Below are 18,937 nucleotides of genomic sequence, written 5' to 3' on the forward strand. Positions count from 1 at the left end.
TATAATAAGAGAAAAGCGCTGATTGAAAATAGATGAAAAAAGCAAGAATAGCGTTTATTCAAGTACTGCTGTATAATATACACCCACCTTTTGATAGGTTACCCCATACCGCAGTATGGGGTAACCGGAGCCTTATACTAGGGATTTGATGATTTTCATATTAGGCGTAGCAGTATCTGGAGATTAGTAAATTATAACAAGCATTCGCGCTGTATTGGAAACTTTAGCGAAAAATCAAACCGTATATGGTCATATCACATCACTTATTCTGCTATTTATATCCTTTTATAATTTATCCAAACAATACCCGATCGATGCAATGCAGGTCATTAGGGTTAAAATAACGTATCGCCCAGCTGTCATTGTTATATAAATTTAATGGTGCAATATCGAGTTGTGCTTTTGGATCAGGTGTATTATCGCCACCTTTAACAGCTGTGGGAGCATTAGGGGTTTTAGGAGCAATATTTGCATTGCGAAAATCAAAATGGTCAACCAATGCAATTGCTTCGAGGGCAAAAACTGTTGCAATGTCTGTGTCATTGATCTGTATCAGGTTATCGCCATTCTCTTCCTCACCGCCCAAGGCTAAATTTGAAGAGCCGCACCACACCACCGGGTTGTCGGTATTAAAATCACAGATTATAAACTTATGATGTATTTGGTGGCCAATACTAATGGAATGTTCCTTATCAAAAGGAGGTGGTAAAATAGTGGTACCGGGCTTGCCGCCAACTAATACGCCAGTTTTATTACCTGGTTTGTATAAAGAAATACCACCGGGGGCATCAGAAATTCCATAGCTAAAAATATTTTGATTTTCGTGGATAGCTTTTAATGCAGGGAAGACCGGGCCTCCACCTGAAGTAATATCCATCACTGCAAACAGCACACTGCTGGTAGCCGCTGTAACCCGTGTTGCTATGGCATCCAGTGTTGATTGGGCAATGCCAGCCGGATGTGGTGAAAAACTGATACTCATTTTGGGCAATCCAAGCTGGTTAAACAGAAATGGGCCTTCAGCTAATGATGATTTGTTAAATGTTTCGGATACCTGGTCATTCCAGGCTTCATTAAATACCTTGGAATAAAGATCCGCAACATCAGTATTATTAAAAACTACAACATGGTTTGAGTTTACATACATGCCAGTTACCGAGAAATTGGTAGAACCAGTGAGCACTTTTAATGGTTGCTCATTTTTATAAACTATAAAAACCTTGTCATGGGCAAAACGGCCAAACTTGCCTCGCAATATGGCTGCAGGGGCCTTGGCTATGCTGTTGAATTGCTGTTCAAATGCATCTTCAGGTACGCCAGGAGCATGGTGCAGACTCGCATTATCCAAAATGACCCGGATTCTTCCTGATGCCGCTAATTGAAGTAAAATCTTTATCAGGTCAGGTTCATTCAAATCATAGGCAAAAACATCCATGCTCAGTGAGGCATCAGCCGCAACCGCGTTCAGGATCTCAAAAACTCTTTCGCGCGCTGTAAAACCAGACCACTGATATTCTTGTAAAAACGTATAAGTTTGTCCTGCCGCGTTAGTACCTGCAATGCCTCCCGTATCAAAAATTAAATCTTTTCCTGCAGGATGAAACAAAGCTTTTAAGCCGAAATGATGGGTAAAAGCCTGTGATTGCGTAAAACCACGGGTAAAACCCAATTGCACCTGGCTGGTTGTAAATGGAGCTACCTGCACATCAACTGATACGCTTAAGGAGAGGTCAATAGCTGTTAATAGCCCATTATTAAAATATCTTGGAGTAATAGTATAGGTATATACACCATAAAAAACGGTATCGCCCTGATGAAAGGAACCGGGAACATGTAGCCACCTGAATTTTTGTATAGGTGCGTTTGCTGAAGAATTAGAATTGGTTTCGGTTGGCACGGTAGCATTTGCTCCGGGAGGTAATACCAGGTTATTAAAAAGGTAATAAGCTTGCTGTCCATGGGGTTGGACTTGTATTGAGAAACCTGCCAAATTCGTAGCTTTTGTATCATCGGTGAAATTAAAGGCCAGTAAAGTTTTAGCATCGCCTCGCCAAGCCTTGACAGAAAAGCCACTTTGGTTTGAATTTTTTACAAACATGATACGATTTATTTAAGTGAGGTAAAGAGTTCCTTAATGTATGTCATATAAATTAAGATAACTTGAAGCTACTATGAATAAAAGGTAAATAAAAGGGTATTTCTACTGTATTTTAAAGCTATAAATAAGTATTAATACGTAATTATTAAATGCTTATATAAAGTTACTTTGAAGACACAAATTACAATATGGTTTTGATTAGCTATCTGAACCTTGTACCGGAATGCGGTGGGCAAGTTCAACAGAATCTCGAGCCTTATTACCGGATAATAGCAAAGAATTGCTTTTCTCATAAACGCAGATCGTGTGATATAAAATGATTGTCAAATATTTCAGAGAGGGTAATAATGAGATCAGTCTGGAAATCATACGCGGTTATTTCACAGCAGACAGCAATCCGAATGACTCTAAGTATGCCAAAATAAAGTTATTTCAGATTGGATCGGTCAAAAAGTGAAGTTAAACGCGACACATAGATGTTTTATTAGAAGTTTTCGTAAAACGATTTCGTCTCCGTCATTATTCGCCATCAGCCCGCCCATCACCCCACGCTGGAAAATACAGACTATGGCTATTAAAAAAAGCTCTTTTTGGTATAATGGTCTTTTGTTTTATGGTCAGCGTTTTTGAAACTCAGGGGAGCCGATAATAATACCTGCCGCCAGCGCCTGCATTGTATTCGATCTATTATTGTTTATCGCATAAATGGTTCTGGCCGGTTCCTGCGCTGTCGGCTTAGGTTTATTATCTATTACTGCGCTCATGAGCATCATATCGCCCGGCGCACCCGCCATAGGTTTCTCCATTGTTGGAACAGGTACCTGTTTTATTGGCTGAGTAGTATTATTCATTTTAGCAGCTAGGCCAGGAGCATTCAAGAACGGTGAAAGTTCCTTAGCCATTTGATCTGCGTTTTGTTCGGGCAACAACAGTTTACTAAAGCTCATGATGGTGTTTTCTGCATCCGCTGGTTGCTGATGAGTTATGCAGTTATTTAGATCCACTTTTACACCCGAAATCTGTCCTGAGGTTAGCGCCAGGCTAAAATCCATCCGGTTAAGCAGCGCGCCGGTATTGATCCAGTATTGCCCGCGGTCAGGGAATCCTGTCGGCGCCTGGTAATAATAGATTTTTTCACCCATCTTGGAGATCCAGTTAAATAATTGGTAAGGATCTTTAATATCTGCATTTAAACCACGAACTGCACTGATTGCCAATTCAAATGGTGATTTGGTTTTGGTCAGCAATGCTTTCTTGTCCCAGAACTCACGGGAGTTAACCATCGTGATCAGCACCTGTTTGATATCTCCGTCATGAGCGGTGAAAGATTTAGCCATTTTTTTGAGCAAACTTTGCGGCGGGTTGTCACTAACAAAACGTACCGCGAGCTTTTTGCAAATGAATTTCGCGGTGGAGGGGTGATGAGCTAACATTTCGAGCAGGCTAACACCTTCCTGGTAACCGGCGGTAGGATCAGTGCTGGAAGGAAAAATATGGCCCAGTACTACCTTTTCGCCTTGGTCATGACGATTGGGTGTAAACAAAAAGTCACCTTCGTGAATGTAGCCTTTCTTGGCCAGGTTATTTTCGCCAATCTTAGCCACCAACCCTTTCATGTTGCTGCCATAGGCTTGGTCACTGATAGGATAAATAGTCCAACCGGTCAGCACACGTGCAGCCTGGGTCACGTCTTGCTGGGTATAACCGCCGTCCACACCTAAGGTATGTAGCTCCATCACCTCTCTGGCGTAGTTCTCATTCAGCCCGTTCACATTTTTGCCAGGCTGGGTAAGGGTTTTGACTTTATTTGCGGTTATCGCTGCGTTACCTGCGCTCATCATCATGGATATATCACCATTGGCTACGGCTGCTTTCACCGGTATTTTGGGTGGCGTAACTACAACCGGGCCAACGCTCGTAAAATTATCCAGGTAATAAAGCATGGCGGGTGATTTGGCAGATGCCATCAGCATCTGGTCAAATTTACCTAAAGAATTGGGTCTTATGATATCTCGTTCGTAGGCCGGAATGAATTGCGCACATTCTCCTTTAAAAAAAGATACGTTAAAGTGATTGAACCAGAAATCGGTTAATACTTCCTGCAATTGATTGTTGGTATAGGCTGCCCGCAGAATATTCTGGTCAATGAACTGTTTATACAGATCTTGGTCGGATTTAAACCCTTTTTTATTCATGTAGGCTTGCAACTTTGCATTGAACGTTTTTTTATCAACGGCTTTGTCCACGGAATCCTTGCTGATCACGCTGTCCTTGATGGCCATTGACCGGATCACAAAACCTGGCGGATATTCCCTGCAAACTTCAGTATTGCTTAAGTTGATAGCATCGTAGCTGTTTAAGCGTTTATTTAAGCTATCATCAGGTTGTTCTGCGTTTAACTGTTGGCTGAACCAGTTTTCCAGGCCCATTTTTATCACTTGATCGATTTGTGCAGGCGTGGCCCCGTAGGTGAACCTGTCCAGTAGATGTTCTGCTGCTTGCCGCTCAGTCAGCCCAGCATGTTTATAGGGAAATTGATAGGGGGTGACAGGACTTGAACTGGTCAGGAACGAGGTCAATAGGAACAGCCCTCCAGTCATCAGAGCAGCAAAATAGCAGATTTTTAAAACCTTTTTCATGGCAGATCGGGTTAGATTTTTTTTCTATTTGACTATGAGTGAATTAAATAGGTTTAATCATGAATTAATAAAATAATTCCGATCTATCACTCTTTTATACAAATATCATTACCAATGATAATCAAACATTAAACCATTTACAGCAATCCCTTCGATATCACTTTATCATCCGTTTTCTAAAAAAATAGATAGATGAATTATTGGATTAATACATGATGAAAGCTACTGAAAAATTTGAGGATTATTTAAAATTAAAGTTGACCCTAAACAATAATGACAATTTGAACTAACAACAGCTTTGATACACATATTCCTTTTCAGGTAGTTACATTTTTAATAATTTTAATGTGATGTGTTTTTGTTTCTTTTGATTATCCGGTTATTAATTTAATAACAACCGGATTGATACATTAACAATACAAATAAACGTTCCTTTTTCAATTAGTATTGAAAATGAATTTGTTTTATGAAAAGGGCCATTACCGGGAAGGGAGATAATCTGGGATATTAGCTCCAATAGGGGCTTTTAAACTTTGTTCCTTTAAAAAGTAGTATTTCATAATTGGGCCGGATATGATCATAGTTACCACAGTCATTACTACCAAACCTTCAAACACCGGTTCATTGATTATCTTTGCTTGTAATGCCAATAAACCCAAAACAATTTCCTGCGAACCTCTGGCATTCATTCCGAAAGCTACCGCTATTGATTCATTTTTAGTCATGCCGCTCAGCGCACTGCCAATGCCTGCACCAATAAGCTTTGCAAGACATGCAATAATCATGATAATGACTACGACTTCCAGATTAAAGTTGGCAATAAAGTTAAGCCTTAACCCAACCGAAGCAAAAAATAACGGAGCAAGAACATTGATGGTAAACTGATGCAGCACATGTTTGTGTTTTTCGGTAAAGTATTCGGAGTCATTAATACCCACACCAACTAAAAAAGCACCAAAAACGCCGCGTACGCCAAGCCCTTCTGTGATACAGGCGCTAACGAGGCATAAACAAACGGCTACGGTAAGCACCCTGCCCGGTCTATTTTTCTTGCCTGCAAATGCCAGTAGTTTATGCATCAACCAGCGCCCTGCCGTCAGCATAAAAATGGCGTAAACTATAACTGTGCTCACTTTCCAGAAAGAGACTTCCTGTTTACCGGCATTCATGAGTTGAATGATCACCGAAAACAGTATCCAGCCTAAAAAGTCATCAACCATAGCGGCGGTAAGTACAATGTTACCTATACGGGTATTCAGGATATCCAGATCAAGCAGGATCTTAGTTATGACCGAGAGTGCGGTAATGGATAATGCCGTGCCAAAAAAAAGCGAGGTTACCAGCTGATTATTAAAGCCATTGGCAAAATGACTTTGATAAAGAAACCAAACCGAGGCAAATCCTATGGCAAATGGAAACAGGATGCCAGTAAGACTTATGCTGATGGCTTGTTTGCCATTTTGACGGATCTGTTTGAGATCTACCTCAAAGCCGGCAATGAACATGAGTAGGATGATACCGATATTCGCGATCCCGTCAAATGCCTCAAAGGCGTGAGGAGCTGAAAGGAAAATGCCTTTGAACAGATCTGGAAAAAATAATCCCAGGAGGGTAGGTCCTACAATGATCCCGGCAAAAATTTCGCCTATGATGGCTGGTAATTTATACCTGCGACAAAGTTCGCCAAGTAAACGTGCCGGCACAAGAATCATTAAAAGTATGAGTAAAAAATGTACGATCTCTGCCGAACTAAGTTTGGAAACCATGATAAATATTATTGCAAACTTTCTTTTACTTCTATCCTAAGCTGATGTGTGTTAAATACATGCGAGTAGGGTTGAACGCTTTTTGTTAAAAACACACTTCCACCAATTACGCTATGATGTCCAATCACAGTTCTACCGCCCAGTATGGTGCTGCGCGCATAAATGATCACATTATCCTCAACTGTGGGATGACGTTTGACATCTGACAATATTTTGCTAACCTGCGATGCCCCCAACGTTACCCCCTGATAAATAGTAACATTTTTACCTATGATGCTTGTTGCACCAATAACAATGCCTGTACCATGATCAATACAAAACGGAACACCAATAACGGCCTTTGGATGGATATCGACCCCGGTTTTACCATGAGCGTGTTCGCTCAATATTCTTGGTAAAATGGGGATGGACGCCTGTGTTAATTTATGAGCTATACGATAAACAGCTATAGCGTAAAAGCCAGGGTAAGAAACAATAACTTCATGTACACTGATAGCCGCCGGATCATTTTCATAGATCATAGATGCATCATTCCGCAGGTCCTGGTAAATCTCGTCTAGTGAATCATAAAAAAGATTTACGGCTTTTTCTATATCGATATCACGCGGGTCGAGATAACTAAGGAGGATGTTTTCCAGGTCGATCTGGTTCTTTTTTAAATGACCACCATAGATGGATAATTTGTTTGAACGATTATTCGGGAACAAGAATTCAAACAAATCAAACAACCATCCAACGCAATTGCGGATGGATGGTGTTGCTTCCCACTCTGCTTTATGGGTTTGATAAAGCAGCTCTATGAAACTGTCGAATTTATCGTCTTTCATGTGGCAGTTTATCGTTTAAGACTGTGAAGCGTGTTTACCAGTAAGTCAATTTCGGCACAGGTATTATAAAAAGCCAATGATGGTCTCACCGAGCTCTCAACACCAAACCTGCGCAATATAGGTTGTGCGCAATGATGGCCCGAACGTACTGCTATGCCTTCATTATTTAATGCCGCGCCAACATCTTCAGTTTTATAGCCATCCAATACAAATGATATTACACTTGCTTTGTCGGGTGCTGTACCTATCAAGCGCAAACCCTTAACCTCCTTTAAAAGTTGGGTAGCGTATACAAGCAGATAATGCTCATACTTTGCTATAACAGGCATACCTATTTTGGTAACATAGTCAATAGCCGCGCCAAGGCCAACTGCGTCGGCAATATTGCCGGTCCCGGCTTCAAATCTGCCGGGGGCATCATGATATTGGGTATGTTCAAAGGTCACATCCTTTATCATGTTGCCGCCGCCTTGCCAGGGTTGTGTTTCGTTAAGCAAATCCTCCTTACCATACAGCACTCCAATACCTGTTGGCCCAAAAACTTTATGTCCCGAAAAAACAAACCAATCGGCATCGAGTGCCTGTACATTGACCGGCATATGCGATACCGATTGAGCGCCGTCAACCAGCACCTTAGCGCCGGCAAGGTGTGCCAGTTGAATGATCTGCGCGGCCGGGGTAACAGTACCCAAAGCATTTGATACCTGTGTAAATGAAACCAGTTTGGTTTTAGGGCCAAGCAGTTTCACATACTCATCAAGTAACACCTGCCCATCGTCATCAACCGGGATAACTTTTATTTTCAGACCTTTCTTTGTGGCCAGCTGCTGCCATGGAACAATGTTGGCATGATGCTCCAGGTGACTTACTATAATTTCATCACCAGAGTGCAGGTTTTGTTCGCCCCAACTTTTGGCTACCAGGTTTATGGCTTCAGTGGCTCCGCGTACAAAAATGATCTCGTTTATAGAAGCTGCGTTCAGGAAAGCCTGTACTTTTCTGCGTGCACCTTCGTAGGCATCGGTAGCCCTTGCAGCAAGTTCATGAGCGGCTCGATGAATGTTGGAGTTTTCGTGCTCATAAAAATAACTGATACGGTCAATTACCTGTTTGGGCTTTTGTGTGGTGGCAGCGTTATCAAGCCATACCAATTGTTTGCCGTTAACACGTTCCTGCAATATTGGAAAATCTCGCCTGATGATATTTACGTCAAAAGGGAGATCTATTATACTGCTGATCCCTGCTTTCGATGCTTTATCGGGGTTATGTTTTACACTTGGTAAACCATGGTTGCCATTTAAAAAATAAAACGGTATCTCTGGAGTTGACGGCGCCCCATAAAAAGGAATAGATACACCGGGACCGGAAGTGTTTATTCCATCAAGCACTTTTCGTAGTTCTGTTTCAAAATGCTGATCCTGTTGATAAGGAAGCTGTAACAGATTATCGGGTACTACGGATAGCTGTTCAATAGGGAATTGCTGCTTTGTTGGAGTATGGGGAATCAGGTCTGTTTTCTCCAAATATGAATCATAACTAAAATTTTGTTGCGTAGGTAACTGTCCACCAAAAACAGGTGTACTGTACACAGGTACATGGGGCAAAATTTGTTGATCACTTTTCAAATTAGGATCGGCAAAACTGGTTTGCGGATCTTTCAGATTCACAGCATTCCCCTGGTTTATGGCTGATGGTGAAATCCCACCACCTCCAATCGTACTCGGCGGAATAGATTGATCAGGAGCAGTGTGTGGTATTGGCGCATCAAATGAGCCAATACCCGGCAGTTCGCCAGGCAGTGCTGAACCCTGTGGAGTAAACGTTGGTGACTGACCAAAGAAACCTGTTGGCCCGGCTTTAAAAAGCTGATTGGCCAGCTTCTCCAGTTCCGGTGCACTGGGTAGGTTGTCTGGATTAATATTTGTACTCATGATAATTACCTAAATCAACATCTTCTAAAACAGCAATAGCGTCATCAACCAAAACCGCCAGAGAGCAATAAAGCGAAACGAGGTAAGAAGCAATAGCTTTGTTGTTGATGCCCATAAAACGTACGGATAAACCGGGCGACTGCTCTCCGGGAAGGCCTGGCTGATAAAGCCCTACCACACCCTGCCTGCTTTCGCCGGTACGTAAAAGGATGATCTTTGATTTGTTGTTTACAATTGGTAGTTTATCGGATGGGATAAGCGGGATGCCTCTCCATGTAATAAATTGCGAGCCAAAAAGCGATACTGTTGGCGGAGGTACACCCCGGCGGGTACATTCGCGACCAAAAGCCGCAATGGCCAGCGGGTGGAGCAAGAAAAACCCGGGTTCTTTCCAAACTTTGGTTATCAGTTCATCCAGATCATCGGGAGTAGGAGGGCCGAGCCTCGTTTTGATTTTTTGAGATGGGGCGATACTGCTCAGTAAACCATATTCGGTATTGTTGATCAGTTCGCTCTCCTGTCTTTCCTTAACTATTTCAATAGTAAGACGCAGTTGCTCGCTGATTTGATTATAGGGTTTGCTGTACAGATCGGAAACACGGGTATGTACATCCAAAACAGTATTAACAGCACTCAGGTTATACTCACGTGGATTTTCTTCATAATCAACAAAAGTTGACGGTAGTTCGCGTTCATCGCGCGATGAGCAATCAACTTCTACATTGTTGGCATCGACAACTTTATTTAACCGGTAAACACCAGATTCAACCGGGATCCAGTTTAATAAATGGGTTAACCATCGTGGTGTAATGGTTGATAATTGCGGAACAGTACGTGTTGCTACGGCTAACTGTCTGGCTGCTACATCGCCAAGGGCTGTTTGTTTTGGTTTTTGATCGGGCATTTTTTGATAGTAAATAGTTGTCTTAAAGAATGATTTATGAGGAGCTGTTCAATCAATGGCTACCTGCTTTGCAATGATAAGAAATAAAATATATTAAATCTATAGGATTTATAGATTTAATTATATATTTGCCACATCAGTTCTTTAATGCTTATCGAGATAAGACGGAGGGAAAGGCCCCATGAAGTCTTGGCAACCTGTACAAATTTCATATAATGTAAAAGGTGCTAATTCCTGCTCCTATAAAAGGAGAAAGATAAGAAGCTACAGGTTTATATAAATATCTCCACAGCTCTTTTCCCGATAAGTTTTTATAGAATACAAACTAATAACTGAAAGATTAAAACCTGGCTATATATGAAAACCTATCAAACCTTAATCAGTACTGATCATGCAGGAATGTGTTGTTGCTGTTAACTATTTATGCTCCGCAATAAAATAAAACAACATCATCAGTATACTATACCCAATGAAAAAACTTGTACTTGCAGCAATAAGCAATGTTTGCCGCCCGAGGATATTGAGTTTAGTATCCCGGTAAAATAAAACAGCATAATACTTAAATTAATATAGTTTAACAGATCAATCGCCACCACTTGAACTGTTAAATGGATAGCAAAGCTAAAGGTCATCTAAATCGCTTGCATTGGATCCAGCTTATACAACAAATACCATGAATCTAAAATCGAATTCTATCACTAAACCCCGCATACAGAATGGTGGCATCCTTTTCTGTTGTTGCCCATATTGTTAATTCGCGCAGTTCATCCCGGAAATTGATCCTGAAATAAGATCAACATCCTGGCTGTACTAAGTGCGTTGCTTTGCTATGGTGGTAAAACAGGCGTGTGCTGTACAGTCTAGGATGTTGATTATATATAAAATATGAGCTAAATTAAAATATACTATAAAATCTATAGATTTACTTGTAATTATAAAAATTCTTATTATCTTTACAGCATTCTAATTAACCCCACCATTAATTAGTTGATTTATAAAGACGAAGGGAGAGGAAGTCTCGATGATCTTCAGCAACTTTTCAGCTTGAAATAAGTGCTAAACTTTTTTCTAAATTTTTTAGAAATATAAATTAACTATTGTCATGAAAACATTAAATTATCTACAATCTTATGTGCGGCCCGCATCAACCTTACGATGTTGCATCATTCAGTTTGCCTTTTGGTTTTAAGTATTAACAGCTAAATTTTTTGCATGTATTCTTTTTCGGCCTTTGTAATAGGCCTATGGAATTCTTATGCCCAAATTTCAAAACAGGCCATTATCAAATTAAAACTTCCAATAACTAAATTTTATAAAAATATGAACATTCACAATTATTTAACTAAAGCAAAATACCTGTCGTTAGGTTTGCTGATCAGCGGCGCAACGTTAGCTGCTGATAAAAACCCTTCCTCAAAATTTATTAAGGAAGGTGTATGGCGAGGCGTGTTTACCGTAAGTGAATCGCAAGTGCCATTCAATTTTGAACTAAAAGGCAAAGATGCTGAACACGCTGTATTTACACTGATCAATGGTTCGCGCCGTGATAACTTCCACGTAAAAGCAATAGGTAAAGATTCTGTTTACATTAAAATGAACACCTATGATGCGGCTTTGGTAGCTAAGATTGAGGACGATGGTAAAATAAGTGGTGAATACCGGAGCCTGGTACCAGGATTTAGAGGTAACTCACTGCCGTTTATCGCCGAATATGGTAAAAGCTATCGCTTTGTTGAACCCGGTAAAGACGTTGCCCCCAAAGCAGATCTTTCCGGTAAGTGGGAAATCAAGACCTATAGTAAAGAAGCCGTCCCTGCATCTATCGCCATTTTAAAACAAAAAGGGAATAAACTTACCGGGGTTGTTATGACCGTGGTGGGCGACACCCGCGAACTGGAAGGTACCGTTCAAGGCGATGAGTTTGCCTTGAGTGGCTTTACCGGCCCAAGTCCGTTTATCATCAAAGGAAAAATCAATGCCGATGGTTCAATCAGCGGCGAGGAGGGTTTTGGTATCTACAAAAACCTGAAATTTGACGCCGCCAAAAACGAAACAGTTGAATTGCCTGATCCTTACAAACTTACATTTTTAAAAGAGGGTTATAAAAAACTTGATTTTTCTTTCCCGGGTATTGATGGTAAAGCGGTTTCGTTGAGCGACAATAAGTACAAAGGAAAAGTGGTGATTGTAGAAATTATAGGTACCTGGTGCCCTAACTGTACTGATCAAACTGTATTCCTATCGCCATGGTTCAATAAAAACCGTAACCGTGGTGTAGAAGCTATAGCCATTGGTTTTGAGCAAAAAGACAGTCTTGACTATGCCAAATATACTTTAGGCAAGCTCAAAGAAAAATACGCCATCAACTATGATATAGCTTTTGGCGGCCTTGCCGATAAAAAACTGGTAGCTCAAAAACTTCCTGCGCTCAATAAATTCATTGCATTCCCTACAACAATTATTATCGACAGAAATGGTGATGTGAGGGAAATATATACCGGCTACACAGGTACGGTAACGGGCAAATATCACAAGGATTATGAAAAGAAATTTAACCAGTTGCTGGATAAATTGATAGCTGAGCCTGCACCTGAAAGTGCCGCGGTTAAATACACAGCTTTACACCCAGGAAATTAATTATTAACCGATCTATAATTTATCAAATGAAAACACTCAATCTGATTACCTCATTCAAATGCCTGACAATAGGCCTGTTGTGTAGCGGAGCTGCCATAGCTGCGGATACCCTTCCGTCTGCAAAATTTATAAAAGAAGGCGTATGGCGTGGCGTATTTACCGTGGCCGAGTCAAAAGTACCATTCAACTTTGAGTTTAAAGGTAAAGATGCCGAACATGCCGTATTTACCTTGCTTAATGGAACCCGTCGTGATAATTTTCATGTGCAGCGTATCGGCAAAGATTCGGTATTTATAAAAATGAATACCTATGATGCGGCCCTGGTTGCCAAAATAGAAGATGACGGAACCCTGAGTGGCGAATACCGTAGCCTGGTACCAGGTTTCAGGGGCAACTCATTGCCCTTTACTGCGGAATATGGCAAAAGCTATCGCTTTGTTGAACCCGGTAAGGATGTTGCGCCTGCGGCAAATTTAACTGGTAAATGGGAGCTTAAAGTTTATTCAAAAGAGCAGGTCCCCAATAAGATCGCTATACTAAAGCAAACAGGTAACAAACTTACGGGTGTTATTCTGCAGGTAACCGGCGACAGCCGGGAATTGGAAGGTACTGTTCAGGGCGATGAGTTTGAGCTGTCGGGTTTTACCGGGCCAAGTCCTAAGATCTATAAAGGAAAGATCAATCCTGATGGTACCTTAAGCGGTGAAATAGGGCAGGGTATTTATGATAATACCAAGTTTGATGCCGTGAAAGATGATAAAGCCGAATTGCCCGATCCCTATAAGCTTACCTATTTGAAAGATGGCTACAAAAAGCTCGATTTTACCTTTCCAGATCTAACAGGAAAACCAGTATCACTAAGTGATGCCAAATACAAAGGAAAGGTAACCATCATTGAAATTGTTGGTACCTGGTGCCCTAATTGTACTGATCAAACCGTATTTCTATCGCCTTGGTTTAACAAAAACCACAATCGTGGTGTGGAAGCTATAGCCATAGGTTTTGAGCAAAAAGACAGCCTGAAATATGCACAATACACCTTAGGAAAGCTGAAGGAGAAGTACAATATTCAGTATGATATCCTGTTTGGCGGCCTGGCCGATAAAAAGCTGGTATCACAAAAATTACCTGCCCTCAATAAGTTTGTCGCTTTCCCAACCACGATCATTATCGACCGTAAAGGCGATGTAAGAGAAATATACACAGGGTACACCGGCACAGTAACTGGTAAGTATTATGCAGATTACGAGCAGAAATTCAATAAGCTTTTAGATGAACTGATTGCGGAACCGGCTCCGGCCAACGCCTCAGCAACAGATTCAGAAAGTAATGCCCTTAAAGGTAAATAATCATTAATACACTCACTCCCGGTAAAGTTTAATGCTTTACCGGGTAACATTTAACATATTGAAAACAAATACAAAAAAACTATCCACCATGACAACTAAATTAACCATCGCAACTTATTCCGCAGCTATTATTTCCATAGCAACCTTAACTACGGCTTTTACCCCCAATAAAAGCACAGCTAGCCATCCGATAAAAACAACTACAGCGCACAAGCATTATAAAGCGCAAAATTTTAAGGTTGATAATCAGGGGAGTAAACTTACATGGCAAGCCAAAAAGGCAACCGGCGACCATAACGGAGAGGTTAAAATAAGTAACGGCCAGTTTACATCCGAAAATAATGTATTAAAAAGCGGCACTTTTGATATTGACCTGAATACCATTACTGATGCCGATCTTATCGATCAGGCCTCGAATGATAAGCTGGTGAGTACCCTTAAAAGCGAGACTTTTTTCAGTACAGATAAATTCCCGAAAGCCAATTTTGCAATAGTTTCTGCAACTAAAACATCTGGTAATCAGTATGATATTAAAGGTAAATTAACTATTAAAGGTATCACGAATGATGTGAGCTTCCCGGCAACGTTAGCCATTAGCGGCAAGAAATTGAATGCAACCGCCAAAATTACGGTCGACCGTACCAAGTATGATATTAAATTCAGGTCGAAGAATTTTTTCGAAAATCTGGGCGACAAAGTGATCTATGATGATTTTGACCTGAATGTAAACTTGGTGGCCAACGCGCAGTAACGCACCGGGTTTTTAACAAATTTTAACAAAATGTCATGCAATTAAAGCCGCTTTAAGGAGCGGACAGCCATTGTTTTGACTAAAAAGACATCTAAAAATCCGGGTTTGGTGGTTAGTGAACAATTAGCCGAGGTAGCGGCTCATGCATACCCCGGCGAAAGTTCCGGAATACCTTTAAATTGATATGAAAAAGAAAAGTACGCTATTGGTTTTAACTGTATTTAGTTTAATGATAAGTCTTACCGGTTTTATGGGCGGCAGGGATGAAGTGCAGAACAAAGAACAACTGGGTGAGAAACTTTTTTTCGATCCGATATTATCGTTGGATAAAACCATCAGTTGTTCCTCCTGTCATAAGCCGGAATTTGCCTTTGCAGATACAGCTAGTTTTAGCTTAGGTATTAAAGGTAACCGCACTACCAGAAATTCACCGGGGCTTACTAATCTGTCTGGCAGGCCACATCTTTTTTGGGATGGGCGCGCTTCTTCTTTGGAAGAGCAGGCCATGGGACCTATTACATCGGCCACAGAAATGGGTTTGTCGTTGGATGAGGCAGTTAAAAGGTTAAATGATGATGTAGTTTACGCCGCCGCTTTTCAAAAAGTATTTGAATCACCAGCCAGTAAGGATAATCTACTCAAAGCAATAGCTTCATTTGAGCGTACGCTAGAAACATCAAACAGTCCATACGACCGGTACATCAATGGTGATGATAACGCACTATCCACTTCGGCGGCTAGGGGCAGATTATTGTTTATAGGTAAAGCCAACTGTAACAACTGCCATTCGGGCGAGGATTTTACAGCCGACAGGTTTAAAAGTATTGGCCTGTATAACGGGAAGGATCTGAACGACCCGGGCCGGTCCGTGATCACCAAAAACAAAACCGAAGATGGCGAATTTAAGATCCCGAGCTTGCGCAACGTGGCCGTTACCGCGCCTTATATGCATAATGGTAAGTTTAAAACCCTGCACAGCGTGGTGGAGTATTATAATAACCCTTCGGCTGTAGTTAAAGATGGTATTAACCGCGACCTCTCACTTGATAAACCTTTAAACCTCAGCAGCAGCGAAATTGATGACATTGTTGAATTTTTAAAAGCGCTCACCGACGACCGCTTTAAACAAAAGATTGCCGCTAATTGAAAATATAATCCCCTATCCAAATAATTAATTGATCCGGGCATCATTAAGGTGCTGGCAGGTGTTTTCGCCTTGCTGTGGCCACTGCCTTGCCTTAAAACTATTGTAAAATGAAGAAAATTGTACGCTTAATTCTATTTCTCAGCCTGCTTTACGGGCAAAATGTATGGGCACAAAAACGAACGGTAAGCGGAGTAGTAAACTCCGCAGATGATAAAGCGCCCTTGCCTGGTGTGTCGGTAACCGTAAAAGGGCTTAACCAGGGAGCGGTTACCAAAGCTGACGGTTCCTTTGAGATTGTGATACGCAACGGTAAATACCTGGTGTTTTCTTTTATTGGCTTTGAAACCCAGGAGGTGGAGATTGACGGTATTAAAAACTTTAACATTAGCTTAAAACCTGCTGGTAATGCATTGAATGAAGTACAGATTGTGGGCTCCCGTAATGCTAACCGTACCAAACTCAACTCTGCATCACCTGTGGATGTTATTGATATTAAACCTCTGTTGGAGTCGGCTCCGCAGGTGAGTGTAACACAGATACTGCAATATATATCGCCATCTTTTCACTCGGTAAATGGCAGTAATGCGGGCGATGCGGGTTCGGCACTGAGTTTAGCCCAGTTACGTGGTTTAGGGCCTGACCAGGTTTTGGTTTTGGTTAACGGAAAGCGCAGGCATAAAAGCGCGAATGTAAACTACGGTGGCTTGGGTAATGGTTCAACAGGATATGATCTGAACTCCATACCCACGGGTTCTATTGATCGCATTGAGATACTTCGTGATGGTGCAGCGGCCCAGTATGGCTCAGACGCTATTGCCGGGGTGATCAATATTGTGCTGAAGAAAAAAACAGATGACCTGGCAGTGAGCAGTACCGGAAGCACCCGACGCCGGGGTGATGGCGCGGTAACACGCACTAATGTTAATTACGGTGTGGGATTTGGCAACGGAGGGTATATCAACGCTACCGCAGAGTATGCTACCCAGGCTATTTCGCTACCATCGGGCAATGCAGATGCTGGTTTATACAACGGACCTATATATGGTGGTGGCGCCAACACCCGCGGATACGATGCTATTTATACCAAAGATATCGACGATGCCATATTGAAAAGCCGGGGCATTGATCGTCACTTTTTTGATCAGCGGGCCAGTGGTTCCAATGCCGGGCAGGATGCTTTGCTGTTTTTTAACGCAGGGCTTCCTTTAAAAAATTCAGCTGAACTGTACGCTTTTGGTGGTATCAGCAGCCGTAATTCGCAGTTTACAGCAACGTATCGTTTACCGGGCTGGACATCCAGAAATAATAACTTCATCTATCCCGATGGTTTTTTACCGGCCATGGAAAACAACATTGTAGATGAGTCAATAGCCATAGGTTTAAAAGGTAAAGTAGGCGACTGGAATGTCGATTTATCTAATGTGTACGGTAAAAATGTTTTTGGCAACCGGGTTGATAATTCACTGAATGCCAGCCTGGGCCTAAAAAGCCCTACCAGTTTTGATGCCGGTAGTTATAATGCCAGTCAAAACACTACAGCTTTAGATTTTACCCGCTATTTTGATAAAATATTAAAAGGGCTCAACATTGCCTTTGGTGCACAACACAGGGTGGAGACCTTCCAGATTAAAGCAGGGGAGGAGGCCTCTTACTCCAAAGCCGACCAACGCACTATTGTTGATATAGATACAACCACCGCGGGCATACCATATTTATCATCGGCTGGTGTTACTTCCTTGAATGGTCTGGCGGCAGGTTCGCAGATCCACCTGGGTTTCAGACCCGAAAATGCGGTTGATGTCAATCGTTCGGTAACCGCCGGTTATGCCGATGTGGAATTGAATGTAACTAAAGAATGGTTGGTATCTGCAGCGGGTAGGGCTGAGTATTTCTCAGACTTTGGTAATGTATTTACCTGGAAGGCTGCAACCCGGTACACCTTTGCCTCCTGGTTAAACCTGCGCGGATCTGTAAACACAGGTTTCCGGGCACCAGATCTGGCGCAATCTTATTATACCTCGGTATCCACCACCTTTCAGCAGGGTAGGGGCGTTGATATCCTGACCGCATCTAATCAAAGCGCCGCGGCAAGAGCCTTAGGTATCCCTAAATTATCACCCGAAAAATCAAAAGGGTATACTATCGGACTTACCTCGGCACCCGGCAGCAACGTAGAGTTAACGGTAGATGCTTATCTCATTAATATTGATAACCGGGTAGGTAACACGGGTAACTTTACATCTACAGATGCTAATCTACCTGCCGATGTAAAAGCTTTATTTCAGCAAACTGGCGCGGCACAAGCCAACTTTTTTTATAATGAATTTAGTACACGCACCAAAGGGATAGAGTTTACAGGCAGCTACAACGTATTGCTGAACAAAGGAAGTATCAACTTTTTATTCGGTGGTAATTTTGCTAAGAATGAAGTAACCAAAGTAAATACTCCAAAAGGCCTGGAAGCTTACAGGAACGTAATTCTAAGTCCGGGAGAGCGTGCCAGGGTAACTACCAATATCCCCGGTCAAAAAATTAATCTGCAAGGTATCTACAGTATAGATAAATTTACTTTCCTGGCCCGTACCGTATACTTTGGCAGTGTTACCACGGCTACGTTGCTTAGCGCCGCCGATCCGCTCAACCCGGTTTATTTCTACCAAAAGCTTAAACCGATATGGGTAACCGATCTATCGGTAGGATATAAGTTTACCGCCAAACTACAAGGTACCGTAGGGGTAAACAATTTATTCAATAGCCTGGGCGATTATTCCGATCCAACTATATCAGGCTTGCGTAATCCTACAGTGGTTGGTATTCAAAATGGCAGCGCGGGTATTCAGCCATTTGTCAGGTTATCAGCCCATTTTTAATCATTCATCATATAAAAC

11 protein-coding genes and 2 riboswitches are annotated in these 18,937 nt (G+C 41.8%); of the genes, 5 read left to right on the top strand and 6 right to left on the bottom strand.

Translation table 11 applies throughout. From position 1 onward, the window contains the following. Window positions 1–292: 292 nt before the first annotated feature. The 6 genes from BW976_RS23010 to BW976_RS23035 form a co-directional block, all read right to left on the bottom strand. Window positions 293–2,098 (bottom strand): phospholipase D-like domain-containing protein, encoded by a 1,806-nt coding sequence (locus BW976_RS23010; protein WP_076376930.1) that lies wholly within the window; start codon window positions 2,096–2,098, stop codon window positions 293–295. A 617-nt stretch (window positions 2,099–2,715) separates the two neighbouring features. Then, entirely contained in the window at window positions 2,716–4,737 is a 2,022-nt protein-coding gene (locus tag BW976_RS23015) for a DUF1800 domain-containing protein (RefSeq protein ID WP_076376932.1), read from the bottom strand. Window positions 4,738–5,216: 479 nt separating this feature from the next. Then, the gene (locus BW976_RS23020; RefSeq protein WP_076376935.1) at window positions 5,217–6,503 is read right to left on the bottom strand and encodes a cation:proton antiporter; all 1,287 of its coding nucleotides are present in this window, start codon (window positions 6,501–6,503) and stop codon (window positions 5,217–5,219) included. Between the two features lie 8 nt (window positions 6,504–6,511). After that, complete coding sequence (locus BW976_RS23025; RefSeq protein WP_076376937.1) at window positions 6,512–7,330, bottom strand: serine O-acetyltransferase; 819 nt, start codon at window positions 7,328–7,330, stop codon at window positions 6,512–6,514. Window positions 7,331–7,338: 8 nt separating this feature from the next. Beyond that, window positions 7,339–9,261, bottom strand: coding sequence for a family 2A encapsulin nanocompartment cargo protein cysteine desulfurase (locus BW976_RS23030; protein ID WP_076376939.1), 1,923 nt, complete (start codon window positions 9,259–9,261; stop codon window positions 7,339–7,341). Next, complete coding sequence (locus BW976_RS23035) at window positions 9,245–10,165, bottom strand: family 2A encapsulin nanocompartment shell protein (protein ID WP_076376941.1); 921 nt, start codon at window positions 10,163–10,165, stop codon at window positions 9,245–9,247. Before BW976_RS23035 ends, BW976_RS23030 begins: the two co-directional genes overlap by 17 nt. A 148-nt stretch (window positions 10,166–10,313) precedes the next feature. Continuing rightward, window positions 10,314–10,428: riboswitch (SAM riboswitch) on the top strand. Window positions 10,429–11,154: 726 nt separating this feature from the next. Next, window positions 11,155–11,257: riboswitch (SAM riboswitch) on the top strand. Between the two features lie 228 nt (window positions 11,258–11,485). Between BW976_RS23035 and BW976_RS23045 the strand changes: the two genes are divergently transcribed. The 5 genes from BW976_RS23045 to BW976_RS23065 all read left to right on the top strand — a co-directional run bounded on the left by BW976_RS23045 (window position 11,486) and on the right by BW976_RS23065 (window position 18,919). Continuing rightward, a complete protein-coding gene (locus BW976_RS23045) occupies window positions 11,486–12,802 on the top strand; it encodes a peroxiredoxin family protein (protein ID WP_076376997.1) in 1,317 nt (438 codons plus the stop codon). A 26-nt stretch (window positions 12,803–12,828) separates the two neighbouring features. Then, entirely contained in the window at window positions 12,829–14,151 is a 1,323-nt protein-coding gene (locus tag BW976_RS23050) for a peroxiredoxin family protein (RefSeq protein WP_076376945.1), read from the top strand. Between the two features lie 88 nt (window positions 14,152–14,239). Continuing rightward, entirely contained in the window at window positions 14,240–14,902 is a 663-nt protein-coding gene (locus BW976_RS23055; RefSeq protein ID WP_076376999.1) for a YceI family protein, read from the top strand. A gap of 184 nt (window positions 14,903–15,086) precedes the next feature. After that, on the top strand, window positions 15,087–16,049 hold the full coding sequence (locus tag BW976_RS23060) for a cytochrome-c peroxidase (RefSeq protein WP_076376947.1): 963 nt from the start codon (window positions 15,087–15,089) through the stop codon (window positions 16,047–16,049). A 107-nt stretch (window positions 16,050–16,156) separates the two neighbouring features. Next, window positions 16,157–18,919 carry a TonB-dependent receptor gene (locus BW976_RS23065; protein WP_076376949.1) on the top strand — a complete coding sequence of 921 codons (2,763 nt, stop codon included), beginning with the start codon at window positions 16,157–16,159 and terminating at the stop codon, window positions 18,917–18,919. Window positions 18,920–18,937 lie beyond the last annotated feature (18 nt).

The organism is Mucilaginibacter lappiensis, assembly GCF_900155965.1.
GTDB lineage: Bacteria > Bacteroidota > Bacteroidia > Sphingobacteriales > Sphingobacteriaceae > Mucilaginibacter > Mucilaginibacter lappiensis.

Coding starts and splice junctions, on each gene's coding strand:
- BW976_RS23010 (WP_076376930.1), bottom strand. CDS start 2,098: ATGTTTGTAAAAAATTCAAACCAAAGTGGCTTTTCTGTCAAGGCTTGG.
- BW976_RS23015 (WP_076376932.1), bottom strand. CDS start 4,737: ATGAAAAAGGTTTTAAAAATCTGCTATTTTGCTGCTCTGATGACTGGA.
- BW976_RS23020 (WP_076376935.1), bottom strand. CDS start 6,503: ATGGTTTCCAAACTTAGTTCGGCAGAGATCGTACATTTTTTACTCATA.
- BW976_RS23025 (WP_076376937.1), bottom strand. CDS start 7,330: ATGAAAGACGATAAATTCGACAGTTTCATAGAGCTGCTTTATCAAACC.
- BW976_RS23030 (WP_076376939.1), bottom strand. CDS start 9,261: ATGAGTACAAATATTAATCCAGACAACCTACCCAGTGCACCGGAACTG.
- BW976_RS23035 (WP_076376941.1), bottom strand. CDS start 10,165: ATGCCCGATCAAAAACCAAAACAAACAGCCCTTGGCGATGTAGCAGCC.
- BW976_RS23045 (WP_076376997.1), top strand. CDS start 11,486: ATGAACATTCACAATTATTTAACTAAAGCAAAATACCTGTCGTTAGGT.
- BW976_RS23050 (WP_076376945.1), top strand. CDS start 12,829: ATGAAAACACTCAATCTGATTACCTCATTCAAATGCCTGACAATAGGC.
- BW976_RS23055 (WP_076376999.1), top strand. CDS start 14,240: ATGACAACTAAATTAACCATCGCAACTTATTCCGCAGCTATTATTTCC.
- BW976_RS23060 (WP_076376947.1), top strand. CDS start 15,087: ATGAAAAAGAAAAGTACGCTATTGGTTTTAACTGTATTTAGTTTAATG.
- BW976_RS23065 (WP_076376949.1), top strand. CDS start 16,157: ATGAAGAAAATTGTACGCTTAATTCTATTTCTCAGCCTGCTTTACGGG.